22 protein-coding genes are annotated in these 21,337 nt (G+C 74.7%); 6 read left to right on the top strand and 16 right to left on the bottom strand.

Annotated elements, in window-relative coordinates; translation table 11 throughout:
• The first annotated feature begins 4 nt into the window (after positions 1-4).
• Positions 5-469: a (2Fe-2S)-binding protein gene (locus tag ACIOJE_RS04075; protein WP_400773151.1), complete on the top strand. Its 465-nt coding sequence runs from the start codon at positions 5-7 to the stop codon at positions 467-469.
• A 52-nt stretch (positions 470-521) separates the two neighbouring features.
• Here the strand turns inward: ACIOJE_RS04075 and ACIOJE_RS04080 are convergent, their stop codons facing one another.
• The 6 genes from ACIOJE_RS04080 to ACIOJE_RS04105 form a co-directional block, all read right to left on the bottom strand.
• A complete protein-coding gene (locus ACIOJE_RS04080; RefSeq protein ID WP_400773152.1) occupies positions 522-1,121 on the bottom strand; it encodes a TIGR03086 family metal-binding protein in 600 nt (199 codons plus the stop codon).
• Positions 1,122-1,257: 136 nt separating this feature from the next.
• Positions 1,258-2,013 (bottom strand): SDR family NAD(P)-dependent oxidoreductase, encoded by a 756-nt coding sequence (locus ACIOJE_RS04085; RefSeq protein ID WP_400773154.1) that lies wholly within the window; start codon positions 2,011-2,013, stop codon positions 1,258-1,260.
• A gap of 275 nt (positions 2,014-2,288) precedes the next feature.
• The gene (locus ACIOJE_RS04090; RefSeq protein WP_400773156.1) at positions 2,289-3,071 is read right to left on the bottom strand and encodes a transglycosylase family protein; all 783 of its coding nucleotides are present in this window, start codon (positions 3,069-3,071) and stop codon (positions 2,289-2,291) included.
• Positions 3,072-3,622: 551 nt separating this feature from the next.
• Positions 3,623-4,291 (bottom strand): response regulator transcription factor, encoded by a 669-nt coding sequence (locus ACIOJE_RS04095; protein WP_280681417.1) that lies wholly within the window; start codon positions 4,289-4,291, stop codon positions 3,623-3,625.
• A 78-nt stretch (positions 4,292-4,369) separates the two neighbouring features.
• Positions 4,370-6,025: a sensor histidine kinase gene (locus ACIOJE_RS04100; protein ID WP_400773411.1), complete on the bottom strand. Its 1,656-nt coding sequence runs from the start codon at positions 6,023-6,025 to the stop codon at positions 4,370-4,372.
• Positions 6,026-6,145: 120 nt separating this feature from the next.
• The gene (locus tag ACIOJE_RS04105; RefSeq protein WP_400773158.1) at positions 6,146-8,641 is read right to left on the bottom strand and encodes a SpoIIE family protein phosphatase; all 2,496 of its coding nucleotides are present in this window, start codon (positions 8,639-8,641) and stop codon (positions 6,146-6,148) included.
• A gap of 104 nt (positions 8,642-8,745) precedes the next feature.
• Here ACIOJE_RS04105 and ACIOJE_RS04110 point away from each other — a divergent pair, with 104 nt between their 5' ends.
• From ACIOJE_RS04110 to ACIOJE_RS04120, 3 genes are all read left to right on the top strand, one after another.
• On the top strand, positions 8,746-9,075 hold the full coding sequence (locus ACIOJE_RS04110) for a DUF4326 domain-containing protein (RefSeq protein WP_280681421.1): 330 nt from the start codon (positions 8,746-8,748) through the stop codon (positions 9,073-9,075).
• Between the two features lie 187 nt (positions 9,076-9,262).
• The gene (locus ACIOJE_RS04115; RefSeq protein ID WP_280681423.1) at positions 9,263-10,561 is read left to right on the top strand and encodes a PQQ-binding-like beta-propeller repeat protein; all 1,299 of its coding nucleotides are present in this window, start codon (positions 9,263-9,265) and stop codon (positions 10,559-10,561) included.
• 81 nt (positions 10,562-10,642) lie between these two features.
• On the top strand, positions 10,643-11,278 hold the full coding sequence (locus ACIOJE_RS04120; protein ID WP_400773160.1) for a uridine kinase: 636 nt from the start codon (positions 10,643-10,645) through the stop codon (positions 11,276-11,278).
• Here ACIOJE_RS04120 and ACIOJE_RS04125 read toward each other — a convergent pair.
• The 5 genes from ACIOJE_RS04125 to ACIOJE_RS04145 all read right to left on the bottom strand — a co-directional run bounded on the left by ACIOJE_RS04125 (position 11,226) and on the right by ACIOJE_RS04145 (position 15,769).
• Entirely contained in the window at positions 11,226-12,092 is an 867-nt protein-coding gene (locus ACIOJE_RS04125) for a DNA-formamidopyrimidine glycosylase family protein (RefSeq protein ID WP_400773162.1), read from the bottom strand. The two genes, ACIOJE_RS04120 and ACIOJE_RS04125, sit on opposite strands and share 53 nt — an antisense overlap.
• 79 nt (positions 12,093-12,171) lie before the next feature.
• Positions 12,172-12,627, bottom strand: a complete 456-nt coding sequence (locus tag ACIOJE_RS04130) for a universal stress protein (RefSeq protein WP_400773163.1) — start codon at positions 12,625-12,627, stop codon at positions 12,172-12,174.
• Between the two features lie 305 nt (positions 12,628-12,932).
• Complete coding sequence (locus tag ACIOJE_RS04135) at positions 12,933-13,913, bottom strand: zinc metalloprotease (RefSeq protein ID WP_400773165.1); 981 nt, start codon at positions 13,911-13,913, stop codon at positions 12,933-12,935.
• Between the two features lie 94 nt (positions 13,914-14,007).
• A complete protein-coding gene (locus ACIOJE_RS04140; protein WP_400773167.1) occupies positions 14,008-14,736 on the bottom strand; it encodes an AAA family ATPase in 729 nt (242 codons plus the stop codon).
• A 106-nt stretch (positions 14,737-14,842) separates the two neighbouring features.
• On the bottom strand, positions 14,843-15,769 hold the full coding sequence (locus tag ACIOJE_RS04145) for an LLM class F420-dependent oxidoreductase (protein ID WP_400773169.1): 927 nt from the start codon (positions 15,767-15,769) through the stop codon (positions 14,843-14,845).
• A 142-nt stretch (positions 15,770-15,911) separates the two neighbouring features.
• Here ACIOJE_RS04145 and ACIOJE_RS04150 point away from each other — a divergent pair, with 142 nt between their 5' ends.
• A complete protein-coding gene (locus ACIOJE_RS04150; protein ID WP_280681437.1) occupies positions 15,912-16,265 on the top strand; it encodes a DUF6401 family natural product biosynthesis protein in 354 nt (117 codons plus the stop codon).
• A 21-nt stretch (positions 16,266-16,286) separates the two neighbouring features.
• Here ACIOJE_RS04150 and ACIOJE_RS04155 read toward each other — a convergent pair whose 3' ends face one another.
• The gene (locus ACIOJE_RS04155; RefSeq protein ID WP_400773171.1) at positions 16,287-17,096 is read right to left on the bottom strand and encodes a hypothetical protein; all 810 of its coding nucleotides are present in this window, start codon (positions 17,094-17,096) and stop codon (positions 16,287-16,289) included.
• Positions 17,097-17,289: 193 nt separating this feature from the next.
• Here ACIOJE_RS04155 and ACIOJE_RS04160 point away from each other — a divergent pair, with 193 nt between their 5' ends.
• Positions 17,290-18,066 carry an alpha/beta hydrolase gene (locus ACIOJE_RS04160; RefSeq protein WP_400773172.1) on the top strand — a complete coding sequence of 259 codons (777 nt, stop codon included), beginning with the start codon at positions 17,290-17,292 and terminating at the stop codon, positions 18,064-18,066.
• 42 nt (positions 18,067-18,108) lie between these two features.
• Here ACIOJE_RS04160 and ACIOJE_RS04165 read toward each other — a convergent pair whose 3' ends face one another.
• From ACIOJE_RS04165 to ACIOJE_RS04180, 4 genes are all read right to left on the bottom strand, one after another.
• A complete protein-coding gene (locus tag ACIOJE_RS04165; protein ID WP_400773173.1) occupies positions 18,109-19,038 on the bottom strand; it encodes an ABC transporter permease in 930 nt (309 codons plus the stop codon).
• The gene (locus ACIOJE_RS04170; RefSeq protein ID WP_400773175.1) at positions 18,998-19,867 is read right to left on the bottom strand and encodes an ABC transporter ATP-binding protein; all 870 of its coding nucleotides are present in this window, start codon (positions 19,865-19,867) and stop codon (positions 18,998-19,000) included. Before ACIOJE_RS04170 ends, ACIOJE_RS04165 begins: the two co-directional genes overlap by 41 nt.
• Complete coding sequence (locus ACIOJE_RS04175; RefSeq protein ID WP_280681448.1) at positions 19,864-20,379, bottom strand: MarR family winged helix-turn-helix transcriptional regulator; 516 nt, start codon at positions 20,377-20,379, stop codon at positions 19,864-19,866. The genes ACIOJE_RS04170 and ACIOJE_RS04175 overlap by 4 nt, the downstream gene beginning before the upstream one ends.
• A 342-nt stretch (positions 20,380-20,721) precedes the next feature.
• Positions 20,722-21,312, bottom strand: coding sequence for an isochorismatase family protein (locus ACIOJE_RS04180; RefSeq protein ID WP_400773177.1), 591 nt, complete (start codon positions 21,310-21,312; stop codon positions 20,722-20,724).
• Positions 21,313-21,337 lie beyond the last annotated feature (25 nt).

A 21,337-nucleotide genomic window follows, 5' to 3' on the forward strand; every position in this document is an offset into this window, starting at 1 on the left:
CCCCATGCCCACCCACACCTTCGTCCTGAACGGGCAGCCCGTCACCGTCGAGGCCCCGGACGACATGCCGCTGCTCTGGGTGCTGCGCGACAAGCTCGGCGTCACCGGCCCCAAGTACGGCTGCGGGGTGGGCGTCTGCCGCGCCTGCACCAGCCACCTGGACGGCGAGGAGTTCCAGCCCTGCACCCGCTCCGTCAAGGACTGCGAGGGCCACCGCGTCACCACCATCGAGGGCCTGGCCGACGGCGACACCCTGCACCCCGTCCAGGAGGCCTGGCTCGGCTGCGACGTCGCCCAGTGCGGCTTCTGCCAGCCCGGCCAGATCATGACCGCCGTCGCCCTGCTGCGCCGCACCCCGAACCCGACGGACGCCGACATCGACCAGATCCAGAACATCTGCCGCTGCGGCAGCTACCCGCGCATCCGCGAGGCCATCAAGCAGGCGGCGGCCCGGCGGGCCTCCGGCTGACGGCGCGCCGCGACGCGGCTGTCCCGATCGACTCGACGGTCAGCGACCCCGACTACCGCGCGCCCTCCGGGTCGCGGCCGAAGAAGCCGGCGAGCCGGTCGTACGGCGAGGCGTCCTCCGGCACGGCGACCTCGGGGCCGAAGGCGTGGTGGTCCTCCTCGCCGCCGCGGTACTCGGGTGTGAGCGCACCGCGGGCCCAGGCGAGGGCGACGAGGGCCACCTCGTGGTCCAGACCGTCCGTGGACTGGTCGGTGGCATGGGCCAGATCCCAGCCGTGGACGGCGAATTCGGCGATCTGCTGGTCCACCGGGAAGCGGGCCGGCAGGGCTCCGACGCCGGGGATCTCCAGCGTCCCGGTGAGGTCGCCGGCCTCCCGCCAGGCGCCGACGAGCGCCTCGGCGCCGGCCTCGAAAGCGTGCAACCAGTCCTCCTCCACCCGCTCGAAGGGCTGCGACCAGTCCGGCTGCCCGCCCGCGGCCCGGACGGTGAACTGCCGCAGGTCGAACAGCAGATGGCTGATCAGGTCGCCGACGTCCCAGGACCGGCAGGCCGTCGGGTGGCCGGCCAGCTCGACGCCGACGCCGTCGATCAGCCCGGCGGTCTGCGCCAGCGCCCGGGCGAGCAGCTCGATCGGGTCTTCCGCTGCGGTCATGGCACACCTCTCGGTCGGCAGAACGGCTGGGAACACGAGTCGGACCGGGCGATCGTAAACGCGCCCACCGACAACCGCCCGCCGCGACACCGGCCCGGTGGTGCGACCACCGGGCCGGTGTCCGTCCCGCGGACCGTCAGGCCGCGAAGCCGCCGTCCACCGCGAGCTCCGCGCCCGTGACGTACCGGCCGTCCTCGCCCACCAGGAAGGCGACGGCGCCGGCGATGTCCGCGCCTGTGCCGAAGCGGCCGAGCGCGGTCAGGCCGCTCTGGAACCCGGCGTCCGGGCCGTCCGCCGGGTTCATGTCGGTGTCGATCGGGCCGGGGTGGAGCACGTTCGCGGTGATCCCGCGCGGGCCGAGCTCCCGGGCCAGTGCCTTGGTCAGGCCGATCAGCGCCGCCTTGCTGGTCGCGTAGAGGGTGGCGCCGGGGAAGGCGACCCGCTTGGCGATACAGCTGCCGATGGTGACGATCCGCCCGCCGTCCGCCAGGTGCGCGGCGGCCGCCTGGGCGAACAGGAACGGCGCCCGGACGTTCACCTCCAGCACCCGGTCGACGTCGTCGAGCGGCAGTTCGCCGATCGGGCCGAGCACACCGACACCCGCGTTGTTCACCAGGACGTCCAGCCGCCCGAACCGCTCCGCGACCGCGGTGACCACGGCCTGCACCTCCTGCGGGTCGGCGCTGTCCGCGCGGACGGCCCACCCGCGTCGCCCCATCGCGGTGATCTTCGCCGCGACCTCCTCGGCCAGCTCGGCCCCGCCCTGGTAGGTCAGGGCGACGTCGGCACCGTCCTCGGCCAGCCGCAGCGCGACCGCCGCCCCGATCCCCCGGCTGCCGCCGGTCACCAGGGCCACCTTGCCGTCGAGCTTCGTCGCGCCGTTCATCGTCATATCTCCAGAACTCCTCGTTCGGACCTGGTCCGACTCGTTCTGATCAGAACCCCTGGTTCCGATCGCGGACATGACTCGATCCTCGACGACGACGCCGGAACGATCCGGCGGTATTCAGACGTCGCGTTCAATCTTCAACTACAACCCCGAACGCCCGCGCGCACCACCTCACGCCCGCTCACGCGCCGCGCCGAGCGGCCGCCCCGGGGAGGGGCGACCGCTCGGCGCGGGTGCGAGGGGGCGAGGGGGTGAGGAGCCGCAGGGGCGAGGGGGCGTCAGAGGGCCAGGGTCTGGCCCGGGAAGATGAGGTCCGGGTCGCCGCCGATGGTGCGGGCGTTCTTGCCGTACAGGCTGTCGGCGTCGGTGCCGAACTTGGCCGCGATGCCGCTCAGCGTGTCGCCGCTCTTGACGGTGTAGCCGCCGCGCGAGGTGTTCTTCTCCGAGGACGGCGCCGACTGCTGCGGCTTCGACGCCTCCCGCGGCTTCGGCGCCTGCTTGCTCTTCGGCGCCTGCTGGGCCTGCGACGCCTGGGCCTGCGACGCCTGGGCCTGCGACGTCCGGGTCTGGGACGACTGGGCCTTCGGCGCCTGGGTCTTGGGCGCCGCCTTGGCGGCCGGCTTGGACGGCGCGGCGTCCGAGGTGTCGACGGCGGCCGGGGCGCCGCCCTTGCTCAGGCCCGCCTTCGCCGAGCAGACCGGCCACGCGCCGGCGCCCTGCGAGGTGAGGACCTTCTCGGCGACGGAGATCTGCTGCGCCTTGGTCGCCTGGTGGGCCTGGGAGGCGTAGGCGGTCCCGCCGTACGCGGCCCAGGTGGACGGGGTGAACTGCAGTCCGCCGTAGAAGCCGTTGCCGGTGCTGATGCTCCAGTTGCCGCCGCTCTCGCACTGGGCGACGGAGTCCCAGGCGGAGGTGGTCGCGGCGGAGGCCGAGGTGGCCGTGACGAGGCCGGCCACCGGCAGGGCCGCGACGGCGGCGCCCGCGACGACCGCCATCCGCACGCGGTTGCGCTTGGTGGCGGTGGTGTCGGTGGCAGCGGCGGTCTCGTGACGGGAAGTCATGTAAGTCCTCTCGACAAGCCCCGGGCGGGCATGCGGAACCAGGCCCACTACGGGCCGGTCGTCGCGCTCACCTCACTCGATGGGCGGCCGGACACGTGTCGGACGTGCCGTGCCGCCCCGGCCACCTCCGCTCGCCGACGGCCTGTTCGAGCCGGTCGCGTCGGCGGGCACGGCCCTCGCGCCGGGGGTCAGTCGGCGGGCCGTGCGTCGGGGTGAACCCGGGTGGTGCTCGTTGCACCGCCAATGAAGCTACGGGCCACCCCGGGGTGCAGCAAGCAATTCTTGCTCCCCGCAGGTCAGTTGACTGTTACCGGCGGTATCGATCAAGGAACTGCGTCCAGTTCGACCAGGTTTGACCATATTTTCAAGATCAAATGGTCAATTCCCGTGCCCGCACTCACATCTGTCCATCCGTGAAGTCGCGCACACCATCAACAATCGGCAATCATGTGACGACACACCGTCACCACCGAACCCGGAGTTCCCCGTTCCACACCGCCGCCGGGTGGCATCCGCCACACCCGCTACGCTCCGTCATCGAAGCGACACGCTCAGTCCCGGCCGCCAAGCTCCGCGTCCCGCGCCAGCAGCGCCGCCTGCACCCGGTTCTCGCAGCCCAGCTTGGCCAGGATCCGGCTGACGTAGGTCTTCACCGTCGCCTCGCTCATGTGGATCCGCGCCCCCGCGTCGGCGTTGGACAGACCCTCACCGAGCAGCGCCAATACCTCCAGCTCACGGGCGGTGAGCACCTCCAGCCGGCGCCGGGCCGCCGCGCCGCGGGCGGCCACCGAACCGCTGCGCCCGGAGGCCAGCGAGTCGACGATGTGCCGGGTGGCGGCCGGGGAGAGGAAGGCGTTCCCACCGGCCGCCGCACGCACCGCCTGGATCAACTCGTGCGGCGCGGTGTCCTTGAGCAGGAATCCGGCGCCGCCCTCGGTCACGGCGCGCAGGACGTTCTCGCGCTCCCCGAAGGTGGTGAGAATCAGCGCCCGCGCGCCGGGCGCGACCTTCGGCAGCTCCCCGAGCGCCGTCAGCCCGTCCATCACCGGCATCTGGATGTCCAGCAGCACCACGTCCACCCGGTGCGCCCGCGCCAGCTCCAACGCCTCCCGGCCGTCGGCGGCCTCGGCGACCACCTCGATGTCGGTGGCGGAGCCCAGGATCATCCTGATCCCGGCCCGGATGAGCGGCTCGTCGTCGGCGACGAGGACTCGGATCACGGCTGGTCATTCCCCTCGAACGGTGCTGCGGCAGGAGCACCATCCTCACATCCCGGCCGAACGGGGCGTTCCACCCGGTCAGGACTTCGTGAGGTAGTGCTCCTTGTCCACCAGCACACCGTCCTTGAAGCAGAACCGCACGACGTTGTCCTGGCCCCAGGTCTCGCTGAGGTCGCTGGACAGGTACCAGCGGCAGTCCGCGCCCTCCGGCGGCGTCGGCCCGGTGCCCCGGTAGCCCTCGGTGAAGAAGTCGCTTCCCGGGGGCAGCCGGCGCAGCACATCGGCCTCCGGCGTACCGATCTGCATCTCGTCGTACACCGGCTTCTGCACCGTCGCGTCGTCGGTGCCCTGGACGAAGGCCAGCACGCCCCAGATCAGCAGCCCCAGCACGGTCAGCCCGACCACCCCCACCCCGACCGCGCAGCCGATCGCCGGGCTGCGCCGCCCGTCGCGCTCCCCGTCCACCGGCGGCAGGCCGTGCAGCACCCAGTCGTCGACCCCGGCGATCCCCGCCCCCGCGCCGCCGTCGCCCGCGCCCTCCGCCCCCTCGTACGGCAGCACGCCGGCCAGCCGGAAGCCCTGCTCGGGCGTCGGACCGGCGTGCACCATGCCGCCGACCAGCCGGGCCCGCTCGCGCAGACCGGTCAGCCCCTGGCCGCCGCTGACCGCCGGTCCCGCGCCGACGCGCGCGCCCACGAGCTCCGGCGCGCACGGATTGACGACCTCCACCACCAGCGCGTCCGGCTCGTACCGGAGCGCGACGGCGATCGGTGCGCCGGGGGCGTGCTTGTGCGCGTTGGTGAGCGCCTCCTGCACGACCCGGTACGCCGCGTGATCGACCGCCGCGGCCAGCGGGCGCCGCTCGCCCTCCCGGGAGAAGGTGACCTCCACCCCGGCCGCCCGCGAGGACTCCACCAGCCCCTCGATCCCGTCCACCCCGCCCCGCACCGGCGCCGCACCCGTCGCCGGCGGCACCGCCGTCGACTCGTCGTGCAGCACGCCGACCACCTCGCGCAGCTCCCGCATCGCCGCGACCGCCGCCTGCCGCAGCACCCCGACCGCCTCCCGCTGCCGGTCGCTGAGCGTACGGTCCACCTCCAGCGCGCCGGAGTGCACGGAGATCAGCGCGAGCTGGTGGCCGAGGCTGTCGTGCATGTCCTGGGCGATCCGGTGCCGCTCGCGCAGCCGCGCCTGGTGCACCACCATGACGCGCTCGCGCAGCAACTGGTCGTTGCGCTCGCGCAGCGCGTCCAGCAGGGCGCGGCGCTGCGCCCGGTAGCGGCCCCAGAGCGCGGGCAGCACCGCGACCAGCAGGAAGGCGCCGAGCGAGAGCCCGAAGATCAGCTTGGGCGAGGCTGAACCGGCGTCCTTCAGCACCCCGGTCACGGTGAACAGCACCCAGCTCACCGCGAAGGTGCCGACCAGCGCGCCGACCCGGCGCATCCGGGCCCCGACCGTCCAGCCCGCGCAGACCAGCAGCGGCAACGTCCCGAGCGAGTCGCCGGTCGCGGCCGCGGCGAGCATCAGCACGGGGGCCGGGAACGCCGGACGCAGCACCCACAGCAGTGCCGCCCCGAGCCCGACCGGCACCGCCAGGCCGGAGCCGGCGGCCGCCTCCAGCAGGGCCGCGACCCCGCCCATCAGCAGTGCGAGCGCGCTCTGGCCCACCACCCGCCGGGGCGGCCAGGGCCCCGGGAACGCCGTCCGTACCGCCTTCTTCCAGGCCCGTGCCATCGCATCCACCCGTCGAGGCTAGCGGGCCGCTCGACCCGGCCGCCGCCACCGTTCGTCGCCGCCGCCCCCGACGAAAGTCGCCGCTGCCGGGCCGGGCCCGGCCCTCGCCCGGCCCGGTCCTCAGCCGAAAGCCGTGAGCAGCAGCGCCACGTCGTCCACCCGGTGCGACGGGCCGACCTCGCGCAGCACCCGCTCCGCCAGGCCCTCCAGGTCCTCCGGCCCGTCCGCCCCGCCGCGCGCGAGCGCGGCCCGCAGCCGGTCCACCCCTTGGTCGATCGCCACCGCCGGGTCCTCCACCAGCCCGTCCGTGTACAGCGCGAGCACCGAGCCGGGCGCCAGGCACAGCTCGCTGACCGGGTACTCGGCCTCGTCGTCCACGCCCAGCAGCGCCCCGCCCGGCACGTCGAGCGCCTCGGCCCGTCCGTCCGGGTGGCGCAGCACCGGCGGCAGGTGCCCGGCCCGGGCGATCCGGACGGAGCCGTCGGCGGGGGTGAGGCGGACCAGGCAGCAGCTGGCGAGCAGGCCGGGGTCGAGGTCCAGGAGGAGCCGGTTGGTACGGCAGAGCACCTGGCCGGGCGGGTCGTCGGTGGTGGCGAAGGCGCGGACGGCGCTGCGCAGCTGGCCCATGGCGGCGGCCGCGCCGACGCTGTGGCCCTCGACGTCGCCGATCACCAGGGTGACGTCCCCGCCGGTGACGATCGCGTCGTACCAGTCGCCGCCGATCTCCATGCCCTGGGTGCCGGGCAGGTAGCGGGCGGTGATCCGGATACCGGGCACGTCCGGGAGCCGGTGCGGCAGCAACGCGTGCTGCAGGCCGCGGGCCAGGGCGAACTCGGCGTCGTACAGCCGGGCCCGCTCCAGCGCCTGGGCGATGAAGCCGCCGAGCGCGGTGAGCAGGCCGCGGTCCTCGGCGGTGAAGGGGCGCGGCCGGTCGAAGCCGAGGATGCAGCTGCCGACCGGGTGGCCGGAGGCGATCAGCGGCAGGAAGGCCCAGGCGCCCATCTCGTCGAGCGCGATGTCGGGGTAGGCGGCGGCGAGTTCCTGGACCGACTCGAAGAAGATCGGGGTGCCGGTGCTCAGCGTCTCCGCGCCCGGGATGCGGGCGCCGACCGGGGTGCCCTCGAAGCGGTCCAGGAAGCCCTCGGGGTAGCCGCTCTGCGAGACCAGGTGCAGGTGCTTGTCGCGCACCCCGTAGATGGCGAGCTCCTGGCCGCCGAAGGCCGGCAGGATCTCCTCGGCCACCACCCGGCAGACGTCCCGCACGCTGACGGCCTCGGTGAGCGCGCTGGCGAGCTGGAGCAGGTGGTAGGTGCCGCCGACGCCGGTCGGCAGGTCGGACCGGACACCGGGCGGGACGGTGGCCGGCGGCTCGGCCGTACCCGGCGGGGGCCCGGCGGCCACCACCCGGCCGGTGACGCCGTGCGCGTCGGGGTAGAGCGAGAAGGCGAGCCAGCTGCCCGGCGGGCGGAGGGCCAGGAAGGCGGTGGGCTGCTGGGAGAGCAGGGCGGCCCGGTAGCGGTTCTCGTAGAACGGGTCGGCGAGCCAGGACAGCGCGTGCCACGGGTGGTGGCCGACCAGGTCCTCGCGGCGCGCCTGCAGCAGCGGCTCGGCGCTGCGGTTGGCGTAGCTGATCCGGCCGTCCGGGTCGAGCGAGAAGACGCCGTCGCGCAGCCGCTCGACGGCGGCCGCGGCGGCGGTGAGGGTGCGGGCGTCCAGCACGGCGCCGACCAGGTGGGTACGGCCGTCGCTGATGGCGGGCACGCGCGCCCAGAGCTCCACCGGGTACGGGTGGCCGTCCGGCCCGAGCACCCGGACCCTGGCCGCCAGCACCTCGCCCCGGACCAGCGCGATCCGGGCGGCGGACCGGAACTCGGGCCGGTCTCCGGGGGCGATCCGGGCTGCCAGCGAGGCCACCGTGCCGTCGAACTCGCCGGGGCCGAAGCCGAAGATCGTCCGGAACTGCTCGTCGGCGGCCAGCGCCCCGGTGGCGACGTTCCAGTCGAACAACCCGACCCGGATGGTCGGCGCGGACGGCGACGGCAGCTCGACCACGGCCGCGTCGGCGCCGGGCTCCACCGGGTGCCCGCTTGCCACCAGCCCCGCCAGCCCGGCGGCCAGCCGCTCGGCCACCTCCACCAGCCGCCGCGGGGCGCCCTCCGGCACGCCCTCGGCCGAGGCCGGCCAGAGCGCGCTGATCACCCCGAACCGCTCCCCCCCGCTCGCCACCGGCACGCAGGCGGAGGCGAAGTCGTACGGCATGCCGACCGCGAGCTGCGGGAAGCGCCGCATGGTGTCCTCGGTGTCGGAGAGGATGATCGTCCGCCCGGTGCGGAAGCAGACCGCGACCGGCAGCGGCCCGGCGGCGGCGATCCGCCGGAACGGGCTCATGATCGACAGCGGTACGCCCGCGATCGTGCAGATCACCAGCGAACGCCCGTCCCGCGAGCGCAGGTACAGCATCACGCCGTACGCTCCGGTGTCGCCGAGCGCCCTGCGGACGGCGCCCGTCAGCAGGTCGTCCCGCTCGTGGTCCGCCGGGGCGGCGTCGGGCTCCTGCGGCCGGTGCGGGTCGGGCCGCACCGCCCGGGCACGGCCCTCCGCGTGCGGATGGCGCATGCTCTTTTGCTACGCCGGGCCCAGGGGCGTGTCAAGGCGAGCCCCGGGCGGCCGGCCTCCGGCCCGGGGTGCCCGCCCACCCCGCGTGCGCCAGCATGGACGGCATGCCGCGCAACCCCGGCCGCACCACCGTGGTCAACCTCAAGGGCCACCGCGACGACCCCGCCTACGCCGACGTCGTCTACGTCGGCCGCGCCATGCACCGCGGCGGCTGGCACCTGCCCGACTCGCCGCTGCACTGCCCCTACCGGCCCGGCCCCGACCTCACCCGCGAGCAGATGGTCGTCAAGTACCGCGCCCACCTCCTCGCCCGCCCCGACCTGCTCGCCCTCGTCCCAGCGCTGCGCGGTCACCGCCTCGGCTGCTGGTGCGCCCCGCTCCCCTGCCACGCCGACGTCCTCGCCGACCTCGCCGACCACCCCCCGAACGGCTGACGGCGCACAGCCCGGAGAGGTCGGCCTCCACCGCGTCCGGCAGCACGGCCCCGACCGGCCCGGTGAACGACTCCCCCGCCCGGTACACCCGGCTCACCGCGGCGGTTTCGGGTGGTCCGGGGCCTGTTCGATATCCTCCGGGCGGGTGGTGGCGCGAGGGGCGCCCCGGGGGGAAGCGGGAGCCGGTATGCAGTCGCCATCGTCCGAGGGACCCGTGCGCGAGGCGTCGTGGCGGTGGGACGGGGAGGCGGACGGCGTCGCGCAGGCCCCCGAGGACGTGGTCGGCGGGGGCGGCGACGGGCCGCGGCTGAGCCGGCGCGGGCTGCTGGCGGGCGCCGGGGTGCTGGCGGCGGGCGGGGCGGTGTGGGCGTTCGGCCGTTCAGGTGCGGACCAGCCGGCTCCGCCGCCGAAACCGCAGCCGACCCCGCTGTCCGGGCCGACCCCGGTGTGGACGTACCGGGGGCCGGAGGCGATGACGCCCGAGCGGCTGGCCGGCCGCACGACCGGGCCGGTGTTCCTCTCCCGGGCCGGGCTCCAGGTCGTGGACCCGGCCACCGGCGCCGCCGCCCGGCTGCTGACCTTCGAGGCGCCGAGCAGGGACTGGCCGAGCGATCTGGAGCTGCTGCCGAAGGTGGTGCTGGGGCCGGACAGGATGTTCACCACGACCTCCCCCGGCCACCTCGACTCCCGCCACCTCAGCGACCCCGCCGCCGACTGGAGCCTGCCGCTGCCCGACGATCTGCAGGGCTCCCTCCACCTGGCCGGCTGCGACGACGACACCCTGTACGGCTACGCCTGGAGCCCGGGGTGGGAGAAGTCCGCCACGGTGAAGAACCGCATCTTCGCGATCCGGATCTCGGACCGCTCGGTGCTCTGGAACCTCCCCACCGACCGGGACGAGCAGCCGGTCGGTCCGGTCACGGCCCCCGGCGGCCGCATCCCGTACGTGCGCAACCTGGGCGGCCGCGCCGAGCTGGTGGTCCGGGACGCCGCCGACGGCCGGGAGCTGTGGAAGGCGACCGCCGAGGACCTGCGCTGGTGCATCTGCGGCCCGGCGAACGTCTACGTCCCCGAAGGCGCCGGCGTCCGCGCGCTGCGCCCGACCGGCGAGCCGGCCTGGACGGTCTCCCCCGCCCGGGACGAGTCGTGGCGGGCGATGCCCCCGGTCCCCGACGGCCCGCGGATCTACCTCCCGCGCGACAACGGCCTGGTCACCGGGCACGACGCGGCCACCGGCGCCCTGCAGTGGTCGTACCGGCTGCCGTTCCTGCTGGACAGCCGCAGCCACCCGCTGGTGGTCGGCGGCACGCTGTTCGTCCCCGGCCCGGCCGCCGCCGGGGTCTGCGCGATCGACACCGCGAACGGCCGGCCGCGCTGGACCTTCCGCGACTCCGGCCCCGGCAAGGACGTCTGGTCCCTCGCCGCCGACGCGGGCCACCTGTACGCCGGCCACGACGACGTCCTGCACGCCCTCCCGCTCACCTGACCGACCCACCTGACCGCCCCACGTGAACGGCCCACCCGACCGACTCACCCGAACGCCCGCCCGGCACGGCAGGATGGCCTGATGCAGGTACGCCCGATCTCCCCCGAACGGCTGGCCGAACTGCTCGCCGACCGCATCACCGCGCTGCCCGGCGCCGGCCGGCGGTGGCTGCGGGTGGCGGTGGACGGCGCCGGGCCCGCCCGCCCCGACCTGCTCGCCGACGCCCTGGTGGAGCCGCTGCGGCTGCGCGGGCGCCCCGCGCTGCGGGTGTCGGCGGCGGGCTTCCTGCGCCCGGCCTCGATCCGCCTGGAGTACGGCCACCAGGACGCGGACGCCTTCCACGACCTCTGGCTGGACGACAGCGCCCTGCTGCGCGAGGTGCTGGACCCGCTGGAGCCCGGCGGCAGCGGCCGCGTCCTGTCCTCGCTCCGCGACCCGGCGACGGACCGCTCGACCCGCGTGCCGTACACCGAACTGCCGCCCGGCGGCGTGCTGTTGCTGGACGGCGCCCTGTTGCTCGGCCGCTGGCTGCCGCTGGAGCTGACCGTCCATCTGGCGCTCACCCCGACCGCCCTGGCCCGCCGCATGCCCGCCGACCAGCAGTGGACGCTGCCCGCCTTCGCCCGCTACGAGGCGGAGACCGGCCCGGCCGAGGCCGCCGACGTCACCGTACGGGTGGACGACCCGCGCCACCCGGCCCTGGTCGAGCGGACCTGAAGGGCGAACCGGCCGAACCGGCCGGCGCCGGCCCGCGCTGGCAGTAGGGGCACCAGTACGCCACCCGGTCCTGCGGGGGCGTGCCCTGGCGAGCGGTCCGGACGAGGGTGCCGCAGCGCGGGCAGGGGCGGCCGGCCCGGCCATGGACCCAGTGCTGGTGGCCGCGTCTGGTGTCGCCGGTGGTGATGTGGCCGGGGCGCAGCCGGTTGGCGTCGAGGAGTTCCCGGGCCAGCTCCACCAGCCGGTCGGGGCACGGGAGTTGGCCGACTTCGGTCCACGGGGTGACGCCGGCCAGGTAGCACAGCTCGGCCGCGTAGACGTTGCCGATGCCGGCCAGGTTGCGCTGGTCGAGCAGCGCCTCGGCGACCGGGCGGCCGGGGTGGGCGAGCAGTCGGCGGACGGCCTCGACCGGGTCCCAGTCGGGGCCGAGCAGGTCGGGGCCGAGATGGCCGACGGCGCGCTGCTCGTCGGCGGTGCGCAGCAGTTCGACGACGGGCAGCCGGTAGCCGACGGCGGTGCCCCGGTCGGTGCCGAGGATGGCGCGGATCTGCCAGGCGGGGCCGGCCGCCCAGCGCTCGCCGGGCCGGTAGACCTCCCAGCGGCCGTCCATCCGCAGGTGGGTGTGCAGGGTGAGGCCGCCTTCGAGGCGGGTGAGCAGGTGCTTGCCGCGCGGGGCGACCTCCAGCACCCGGCGGCCGCCGAGCGCGGCCGTGGCGTGCGCGGGCACCCGCAGGTCGGCACTGGTCAGCACCTGTCCGGCGAGGGTGTCGTGCAGCCGGGCCGCCGCACGGTAGACGGAGTCACCTTCTGGCATGCCTCCATCCTCCTCCGCGCGGCGGCCCGACGGGAGCGCGGGCGGCCCTGCCGTGGGCCACCCGGCCGAGGGCTACCGGCTACTCGGCCGCGGGTGCCTGGCCCTCGCGGACGACGACGACCGGGCAGGGCGCATGCTCGGTGAGGTGGCGGCTGACCGAGCCGAGCAGCACGCCGGAGAAGCCGCCGAGGCCGCGGCTGCCGACGACGAGCAGCGCGGCGCCCTTGGCGGCCGCCAGCAGGGCCTGCGCGGCGTTGCCGGGCATCACGCTCTCGCTGATCCGCACGCCCGGGTCGTCGCCGACCACCTTGACGACGGTGTCGGAGAGGGTCTTGCCGGCCAGTTCCTCGGGGTTGAAGGCCTCGGCCGTGGGCACGCCCGCCCCGGCCCAGCCGTAGAACGCCGGGTACTCCCAGGCGGCGATCGCGTTGATGGTCCCGCCGACGGCCCGCGCGTAGTCCACCGCCCAACGCAGCGCCTGCTCCGAGGCGGGCGAGCCGTCCACGCCGACGACGATCCGGGGGTTGGCACTCATGGCGTCACTCCTTAGCGCTCTGTTCCTGCTCGGACTCCTACTCGGTCCCGACACCCCGAACATAGATCAAATCGGCTGTGCAGCCGGTATTTGCCACGCTGCGATCGCATTTCACATTCAGATCGAGCGCAGCAGGCCCGTTCGGTCTGAGGTTCTTCGAGAATGCAGGTTCTTCGAGAATGCCCGGATGCCGGGCAAGCCGCGCCGCCGTACCGGCGGATTCGCCGACCTCCTCGCCGCCCCGCCACCCCGGGAGCGCGCGGGCGACGGCCGGGTACTGCGCCACGTCGACACCTTCTGCTGACTCAACTCCGGTACGCGGCCCAGGAGTCGGACATCCGCTGGACCTGCCCGGGGGTGAACTGGGTCATGCAGGAGTCATAGCTGTAGTCCATGAAGTTGTGGATCGGGTCCAGTCCGGGACCGGTGCAGGTGTGGCGGCCCTCGGGGCAGCCGAAGGCGGCGGTGCGCTCGGGCGTGGTGTCGTCCACGTAGTCCCCCGGGGGCAGGCAGCCGCCCTGGAAGGTGTGGAAGAGGCCGAGCCAGTGGCCGATCTCGTGGGTGGCGGTGTTGCCCTCGTTGTAGTGGGTGGCGGAGCCGCCCGGCAGCGAGGCGTCGAGGAGGACCACGCCGTCGTCCGCGGGGTTCGAACGGTAGGCGCTCGGGAAGGTCGACCAGCCGAGCAGGGACTGGCCGAGCTTGGCGGTGTAGAGGTTGAGGGTGCCCGCCCCGCCCCTGCGCAGCGCGCTCTTCATCGCCTGCTCGGCCGAGGAGCCGGGGGTGATGCCGTTGTACCAGGAGGCGTTGTCGGTGTAGTCGGTGCCGGCCAGCTCGAAGTGGAACCGGCTGGGGGTGTTGCCGTCGCCCTGGCCCCCGTAGGCGGCGTTGAGGCGGCCGATCTGGGCGGCGACGACGCCCCCGTCGAGCCGGCCGGTGTCTCCGGCGTGGATCACGTGGACGAAGACCGGGACGGTCGTCGGGGCACCGATCCGGGCGTGGGCGGAGGAGAGCTGGGCGAGCCGGTGGTCGAGGTCCGCCTGCATCGCGCGGGCCTCGGCGGCGGTGACGGCGTTCGGGTCCCGCCCGGCCTGGCTGCCGGCCGGCTTGCGGGCGGCGGCGTCGGAGCCGGCGTCGGAGTCGGACCCTGCGCAGGCCGCGGTGGCGGTCGCGGCGGCGGAGTGCGGGGGCGGGGCGGCGAGCTGGCCGAGGCCTGCGGCCGCGACCAGCGCGGCGGCACAGGGGAACAGGCGGGGGGCACGCGAACGCGCCCGGGCAGTACGGCGCATCTGCGCTCCTGACAGGGGAGTTGAGGGAGTGTCGGCCGCGCCCCGCCCGAGGACGTCCGCCGGGCCCGCCCGGCTCGGCGCGGATTCGCCGAGACTACGACGCGACGAAGACGATCTCCCGTAGGGCGCGCGCGGCGGCCCGGTCGAGTACCACGGCCGACGCACACCCGTCCGGCGGCCCCTCCGCCGCCGTGAGCCCGCGCCGCAGCCGGTCGACGGCGGCCCGGTGCCGGGCGAAGGCGTAGCCGGAGACGCTCTGGCCCCGGCTCTGCTGGCCCTCCCGCGCCTCGGCCGGGTCGACGTCCAGCAGCAGCAGGTGGACCCGGCGGCCCTGCCGGGCGGCGGTACGGGTCAGCCAGGCCCGCACCCAGGGCAGCGAGCCGCAGTCGTGCACCGCGAGCGGCCCGCCGGCCAGCACCGCGCGCCGCAGCCGCCGGTAGTGCGCGATCCGCGCCAGCGGGCGGTACCAGGCGTACGGGAGGCGGCCGGGCAGTCTGGCCGCGTACTCCTCGCGGACCAGCTGGGAGTCGACCAGCGGGGCGCGCACACAGCGGCGCATCAGGGTGCTCTTGCCGCCGCCGGGGAGCCCGGAGACGATCAGCAGGTCGCCGGCCGGGTAGTGCAGCGCCGCCGGGGCGGGGCCGGGCCGCAGGTCGTGCAGGCCGGGCTGCACCCGCACCGCCCGCTCCATCGGCTCGATTCGTGCCGCACGCTCGGCCCGCTCAACACGCTCGGCCCGTACCGCCTGCTCGGCCTGCTCGGCGGCGGCGCGAGGCGGCGGCACCCGTGGTGCCGCCGCCTCCACCGTTCTCGTCCTGGCCACCGGTCCTCCCCCCGTCGTTCCTCCCCTTGGAGCATTACGCATTCCCAAGGGCGAGTAAAGACCGCTGGTCGCCGGGTACGGACCGCCGCGGCGGGAACCCGGTCGGTCAGCCGAGCTGCGGGGCGACCCGGGAGGCGATGAGCTCCAGGTGGTCGAGGTCGTCCAGGTCCAGGATCTGCAGGTAGATCCGCTCGCTGCCGACCGCCGCGTACCGGCCGATCCTCTCGGCGACCTCCTCCGGGGTGCCGGCCAGGCCGTTGGCCTTCAGCTCGTCGACGTCCCGGCCGATCACGGCCGCCCGGCGGGCCACCTCGGCGTCGTCCCGGCCGACGCAGGCGACCAGCGCGTTGGAGTACACCAGGTCCTCGGCCGAACGCCCGGCCTGCTCGACAGCGGCCCTGACGCGGCCGAACTGGGCGGTGCTGTCCTCGACCGAGGCGAACGGCAGGTTGAACTCGTCGGCGAAGCGGGCGGCCAGCGCCGGGGTCCGCTTCGGGCCGAGCCCGCCGATCAGCACCGGGATCCGGTCCTGGGCCGGCTTGGGCAGCGCGGGCGAGTCGGTCAGCGTGTAGTACTCCCCGGCGAAGTCGAAGGTCTCGCCGAACTTGGTGTTCCACAGGCCGGTGATGATCGCCAGCTGCTCCTCCAGCCGACCGAACTTCTCCTTCGGGAAGGGGATGCCGTAGGCGGCGTGCTCGGCCTCGTACCAGCCGGCGCCGAGGCCGAACTCGACCCGGCCGCCGCTCATCGCGTCCACCTGGGCGACCTGGATCGCGGTGACGCCGGGGAGGCGGAAGGTGGCGGCGGTCATCAGGGTGCCGAGGCGGATGGTGCGGGTTTCGCGGGCGAGGCCGGCCAGGGTGATCCAGGCGTCGGTCGGCCCGGGCAGGCCGTCGGCGTCGCCCATCTTCAGGTAGTGGTCGGAGCGGAAGAACGCGCTGAAGGCACCCAGGTCCTCGGCGGCGCGGGCGACCGTCAGAAGGGTGTCGTAGCTCGCGCCCTGCTGCGGTTCGGTGAAGATGCGGAGATCCATACGGGCCATTCTGGTACAGACCACCCGGTGATCGGCGCAGAGATCCGGCCAAGCCGCCGAACCTGCCGAAGGTGGCCAAGGTCTCAGCACGGAACCGTCACAGCCCGCCGGTCCCGCCGCCCTGCTCGCCTACGGTGGACGGATGTTCGCCACCCCCGACGAGTCCTTCCGGCGCTCCCCCGACGAGCCGGCCGGCTGCCCGCTGCCCGGCATCGTCGCCGCGTTCACGCCCCGGCTGGCCGAGTTCGCCTTCGAACCCGGCTTCGTCGCGGCGGTCGACCAGCACGCCGCGATGCTGCGGGAACTGCTGTACGCGCAGGGGCCGGAGCTGACGCCCCGGCCCCTGGACCGTGAGGAACTGTCGGACTACGCGCTGGGCTTCCTCGACGCGCTCACCGAGATCGGCTGGCGGGAGCCGGTGGGGTACGACTACGCGGTGATCCGGCTGACCGCGGTCTGCTGGCTGGTGCGCGAGGACGGCCTGCTGCGGGCCTGACCCGCCGGGCCGCCGGGTCGGTCAGCTCGGCTGGTCGCCCGGGCGACCCGGATCGATGCCCGGCGCGGGCGGGGTGGCCTGGGTGGTCGGCCGAACCGGCTGGTTGGCCAGGGCGTCCGCCCGGCCCGCCTGGTAGGCGCTGCCGCGCAGCTTGGCGCTCTCCTGCTCGGCGTTGTCCAGCCAGCGCTCCCAGCGCTGGCGCATCGGCATGATCAGACCGCCGCCGACGCCGACCACCAGCACGCCGGTGATCGTGGCGAGCGCCGCGATCAGCACCGGACCGGTGATCGCGGTGGCGATCCCGGCCTGGCCGAGCGCCGCGATGACACCGAGCGCGACGATGAACGCCCAGGCGATCCGGGAGACCGCCCGGCCGTACGAGGCGCCGGAGAGCGCGTTGCCCACGATGTCCCGCACGCCGTTGGCGATGGCCATCGCGACCACCACGATCACGACCGCCACGATGCCCTTGGGCAGCCAGGCCACGATGCTGTGGATCATCACGCTGATCGGGTTGGGACCGAAGACCCCGAACGCCAGCTGCAACGCCATCAGCAGGACCACGTAGTAGACGATCTTGCAGATGATGCCGGTCATGTCGTACTTCGACCCGCTCAGATAGCGAGTCATCCCGGCCCGCTCGGCGACCTTCTCCGAGCCGACCCGGCGCAGCACCCGGTCCAGCACCTTGGCGATGGCCTTCGCCACGAACCAGCCGATGACCAGGATCGCCAGGAAGGCGATGAACTGCGGGATGAATTTCGCGATCTTGGACCAGGCGTCGGTGAAACCCGACCCGAAGTCCACGGAGAGTGCGAGCTGCTGAGCCACGGAGTCCTCCACTCGGCGACGCGGCGCCACGAGCGGCGCGCGCTGCCCCCCACCCTTCGTGGATAGCAGCCCCCCGCCCGGCCCGCGCGCACCTGGTCCCCGGGCTGCTCCCCTCGGGTGAACGGCCCCGTCGACACCACGCGTAAAGTGGCGGTCAAGGGGGCGGGACGGGGTGGGACAGGACGGTGCGGGTGTGAGCGGCGAAACGGTGGACGGCGGTACGGCGACCGGCGGTACGGCGACCGGCAGCGCGGCGACCGCGCACCCGGCCCTGCGCTGGCGGGTGCGGCCCGAGGCGCCGCGCGCCGCCGTCCTGGTGCTGCACGGCGGCGAGGAGCACAATTTCTCCCGGCCCGGGCCGATCAACCTGCCGCTGCTGCGGATGCACGGCTTCCTGCGCTCCCTGTCCAGGGACACCGCCGGCGCCGACGTGGCCGTCGGTACCGTCCGCTACCGCCACCGGGGCTGGAACGGGCAGCGCGCCGACGCCGCCCAGGACGCCCTCGCCGCACTCGACGAGCTGGCCCGGGAGCTGGGCGGGGTGCCGACCGTCCTGGTCGGGCACTCGATGGGCGGGCGCGCGGCCCTGCGGGCCGGCGGGCACCCGGCCGTCACCGGCCTGGTCGCGCTCGCCCCCTGGTGCCCGCCCGAGGACCCCTGCGAGCACCTGGCCGACCGGGACGTCCTGCTGCTGCACGGCGACCGCGACAAGGTCACCCCGCCCGCCGAGACCCGCGCCTTCGCCGCCCGCAGCCGGGCCGCCGGCGCTCGCGTCTGCGGCTACACCGTCACCGGCAGCGGCCACGCCATGCTCCAGCGCATCCCCGACTGGCACCGCGCCACCACCCACCTCGCCACCGCCCTCCTCGGCCTGCGCCCCCTCCCCGCCGAGACCGCCTCCGCGCTCGCCCTCCCGCCCACCTCCCCCGAGGCCCTCACCCTCCCCCTCCCCCGCCAGCCGCGCAGCTGACGTGCGGTCGCGGGGGCCGAGACGGGGTGGACGGGGTGGGGGTCAGCGGGCGAGGCGGGCGAGGAGAGCGGAGGCTGCGGTGATGCCGAGGACGGTGGCCCCGGTGAGAACGGCGAAGTCCAGCGGGAGGTTGGCGCGGGTGCCGATCAGGAGGCCGCGGAGGGCGTCGACCTGGTAGCTGAGGGGGTTGGCGCGGCTGACGGCCTGGAGCCAGCCGGGCATCAGGTCCACCGGGTAGAGGGCGTTGGAACCGAAGAAGAGCGGCATGGTGATGGCCTGGCCGATGCCCATCAGGCGGTCGCGGGTGAGCACGATGCCGGCGATGGTCATCGAGAGGCAGGAGAAGAAGGCCGAGCCGAGCAGCACCGCGACCACGACGCCGAGCAGCCGCAGCGGGTTCCAGGTCATCGCGACCCCGAGCAGGGCGGCGATCACCACCACGACGACGGCCTGGATCACCGCCTTCACCCCGGCGGCGAAGGCCTTGCCGGTCACCAGTGCGGCGCGCGGGGTCGGGGTGACCAGCAGTTTGGTGAGCACCCCGGAGTCCCGCTCCCAGATGATCATGATGCCGTAGAAGATCGCGATGAACATCGCGGACTGGGCGATGATCCCGGGGGCCAGGTAGTCCAGGTAGGGGATGCCGCCGGTCGGGATGGCCTTGAGCCGGGTGAAGGTCTCGCCGAAGATCAGCAGCCACAGCGCCGGCTGCACGGCCCGGGTGTAGAGCTCGGTGCGGTCGTGGCGCAGCTTCTGCAGCTCGACCGTGCACATCGCCAGCACCCGGGCCGGCACCAGCCGCCAGCCGGTGCGGGCGCGCGGCGGGACGAGCAGCAGGCCGAGGTCGGGGCGGACGGCGGTCGCGGTCGCGGTCGCGGCACCGGCACCGGTGCCGGTGCCGGTGCCGGTGCGGACGGCGGGGCCCGGGGGCTCAGCGGACGCGGGAGGCGGTGCGGCGGGTGCGGCGGACATCGCTGAACTCTCCTTCCGAGGACTCGTTGCGGGCCAGGTCGCGGCCCGCGAAGTGGCGGAACACATCGTCCAGGCTGGGGGCGGTCTGCTGCGGGTCCTGCTCGCGGACCTGGGCCTTGAGCTCCTCCGGGGTGCCGAGCGCGCGGATCCGGCCGTGGTCCATGAGGGCGAGCCGGTCGCAGTACCAGTCGGCCTCGTCCATGTAGTGGGTGGTGACCAGTACGGTCATCCCGGTCGCCTGCCGGACCGCGTCGACGCACTCCCACACGCCGGTGCGGGCGATCGGGTCCAGGCCGATGGTGGGCTCGTCCATGACCAGCAGACGCGGGGCGCTGACCAGGGCCTGGGCGAGTTCCAGGCGGCGCACCATGCCGCCGGAGTAGGTGCCGGCCATCCGGTCGGCCGCGTCGGTGAGGTCCACGGCGGCCAGCGCCTGGGAGACCCGCTCGCGGCGCTCGGCGTGCGGCACGTCGAAGACGCGGGCGAACAGCGCGACGTTCTCGCGGCCGGTCAGTCCGGAGTCCGCGGAGAGCTGCTGCGGCACGTAGCCGAGCAGTCGTCGGACCTCCATGCGCTGCCGGGCCGGGTCGTGGCCGAAGACCCGCACCATGCCGGCGCGGACCGGGAGCAGCGTGGTGATCGCGCGGATCGCGGTGGTCTTGCCCGCGCCGTTGGGGCCCAGCAGGCCGAAGACCTCGCCGGTGTGCACGGTCAGGTCGACGCCGTCGACGGCCCTGGTGCTCGCGCCCTTTCCGCGCCCGTGGTGGAAGGTGTACTCCAGACCCCGGCAGACCACCGCCTCGCCGACGCCGTTCTCGGCGGACGTCATCGTTTCTCCTCTCCCGGCGGGTTGCGCAGGCCCGCCGCCACCCCACGCAGGGCGGGCAGCGCGGCCGCCAGCGCCGCCCGGTCCTCGGCGGGCAGCCCGGCCACCACCTCCCCGACCAGTGCGGTGCGGCGGGCCCGCCAGACGTCGAGGCGTTCGACGGCCTCACCGGTCGCGTACAGCAGGGCGGCCCGGCGGTCGGCCGGGTCCACCTCGCGGCGCAGCAGCCCCAGCGAGACCAGCTGGTTGACCAGCGTGGAGACGGAGTTGCCGGCCAGGCACAGTTCCTCGGCCGCGTCGGACACCCGCAGCCCCGGCGCGTCGATGACCAGGCGCAGCAGTTCGACCTGCGCCCCGCGCAGCCTCGGCTCGGTCAGGCCCTGTCGCAGCCGGCGCCGGACCAGGCGCTGGATCCCGACCAGCAGGGCGGAGAGTTCGTCGGTCGCACCGGGGTCGTCGACCGGGCGGAGGTCGGGGGCCGGTGCAGAAGTGAGCGTTTCCGGTGTCGCACCCATACCTCCGATGTTAGCTCTCAGTGAGAGCTATTCGTCCAGGGGTCGGACGGGACGGATCGGCGGACTGCCGGGCCGGGCGCGGCTGTGCGGATCTCGGGTGACCGCGTACAGACCGGCCGCCGGCCACCACCGGCTCCGACTCGGCGGCCAGCGACTGGGCGCCCGGCTCCGACAAGGGGCAGTGCGCCTCGAACGAGTACGTCGCGGGTGTCGCCTTCACCTGGCGCCGGCTGCACGCCGGAGTCCCGGACGCGCTGCTCTGCCGCCCGTCGTCCTGACCTCCCGCCGCCGGGGCCTGCCGCTGCTGGGGCCTCCCCCGCAGGCCCCAGCGGCGGCGGCGGTTCAGCCCAGCGAGGCCTGCGACTCCACGACCACGCCGTACAGGTCGCCGATCGTCGCGAGGGCGCCGGCGTGGAGCTGGGCGGCGGTCACCTGGGCGCCCGTCGAGGGGAGCGGGCGGGTCGCGCAGGCGTCGGCGACGACGGTCGGACGGTTGCCGCGCAGGAAGGCGCCCGCCGTGGTGAAGGCCACGCACATGTGGGTCATGAAGCCGGCGACCACGACGTCCTTGTGGCCGGCCTCGTCGAGCAGGGTGCCCAGGTCGGTGCCGACGAAGGCGTCCGGGGCCTGCTTGACGACGACGGGCTCGCCCTCGGCCGCCGCCACGGCGGGGTGGATCTGCCCGATCTCGGCACGGATGTCGTACGGGGTGCCCGCGCCGCCGTCGTTGATCACGTGGATGACCTCGGCACCCGCCTCGCGTGCCCGGGCCAGCAGGGCCGCGGCCGCGTCGAGCGCCTCCTGCCAGCCCTCCAGCTCCATCACGCCGCGCGTGTAGGTGTTCTGGTAGTCGATCAGGATCAGCGTGGACGCGGCGAGCACGGCGGGCGTCTCGTCGAGGCCGTTCAGGGCGCGCAGGGTCGTCGTGGGCATGGGGGCACCACCTTCGGTTCGGTAC

The sequence above is a fragment of the Kitasatospora sp. NPDC087861 genome (genome assembly GCF_044742585.1).
Classification (GTDB): domain Bacteria; phylum Actinomycetota; class Actinomycetes; order Streptomycetales; family Streptomycetaceae; genus Kitasatospora.

What these genes read in the sequence shown, in the direction of transcription:
- ACIOJE_RS04150 (WP_280681437.1), top strand. Translation starts at nt 15,912, where the DNA reads ATGTTCGCCACCCCCGACGAGTCCTTCCGGCGCTCCCCCGACGAGCCG.
- ACIOJE_RS04145 (WP_400773169.1), bottom strand. Translation starts at nt 15,769, where the DNA reads ATGGATCTCCGCATCTTCACCGAACCGCAGCAGGGCGCGAGCTACGAC.
- ACIOJE_RS04100 (WP_400773411.1), bottom strand. Translation starts at nt 6,025, where the DNA reads ATGGCACGGGCCTGGAAGAAGGCGGTACGGACGGCGTTCCCGGGGCCC.
- ACIOJE_RS04105 (WP_400773158.1), bottom strand. Translation starts at nt 8,641, where the DNA reads ATGCGCCATCCGCACGCGGAGGGCCGTGCCCGGGCGGTGCGGCCCGAC.
- ACIOJE_RS04170 (WP_400773175.1), bottom strand. Translation starts at nt 19,867, where the DNA reads ATGACGTCCGCCGAGAACGGCGTCGGCGAGGCGGTGGTCTGCCGGGGT.
- ACIOJE_RS04080 (WP_400773152.1), bottom strand. Translation starts at nt 1,121, where the DNA reads ATGACCGCAGCGGAAGACCCGATCGAGCTGCTCGCCCGGGCGCTGGCG.
- ACIOJE_RS04125 (WP_400773162.1), bottom strand. Translation starts at nt 12,092, where the DNA reads ATGCCAGAAGGTGACTCCGTCTACCGTGCGGCGGCCCGGCTGCACGAC.
- ACIOJE_RS04075 (WP_400773151.1), top strand. Translation starts at nt 5, where the DNA reads ATGCCCACCCACACCTTCGTCCTGAACGGGCAGCCCGTCACCGTCGAG.
- ACIOJE_RS04175 (WP_280681448.1), bottom strand. Translation starts at nt 20,379, where the DNA reads ATGGGTGCGACACCGGAAACGCTCACTTCTGCACCGGCCCCCGACCTC.
- ACIOJE_RS04130 (WP_400773163.1), bottom strand. Translation starts at nt 12,627, where the DNA reads ATGAGTGCCAACCCCCGGATCGTCGTCGGCGTGGACGGCTCGCCCGCC.
- ACIOJE_RS04110 (WP_280681421.1), top strand. Translation starts at nt 8,746, where the DNA reads ATGCCGCGCAACCCCGGCCGCACCACCGTGGTCAACCTCAAGGGCCAC.
- ACIOJE_RS04165 (WP_400773173.1), bottom strand. Translation starts at nt 19,038, where the DNA reads ATGTCCGCCGCACCCGCCGCACCGCCTCCCGCGTCCGCTGAGCCCCCG.
- ACIOJE_RS04120 (WP_400773160.1), top strand. Translation starts at nt 10,643, where the DNA reads ATGCAGGTACGCCCGATCTCCCCCGAACGGCTGGCCGAACTGCTCGCC.
- ACIOJE_RS04115 (WP_280681423.1), top strand. Translation starts at nt 9,263, where the DNA reads ATGCAGTCGCCATCGTCCGAGGGACCCGTGCGCGAGGCGTCGTGGCGG.
- ACIOJE_RS04085 (WP_400773154.1), bottom strand. Translation starts at nt 2,013, where the DNA reads ATGACGATGAACGGCGCGACGAAGCTCGACGGCAAGGTGGCCCTGGTG.
- ACIOJE_RS04135 (WP_400773165.1), bottom strand. Translation starts at nt 13,913, where the DNA reads ATGCGCCGTACTGCCCGGGCGCGTTCGCGTGCCCCCCGCCTGTTCCCC.
- ACIOJE_RS04180 (WP_400773177.1), bottom strand. Translation starts at nt 21,312, where the DNA reads ATGCCCACGACGACCCTGCGCGCCCTGAACGGCCTCGACGAGACGCCC.
- ACIOJE_RS04090 (WP_400773156.1), bottom strand. Translation starts at nt 3,071, where the DNA reads ATGACTTCCCGTCACGAGACCGCCGCTGCCACCGACACCACCGCCACC.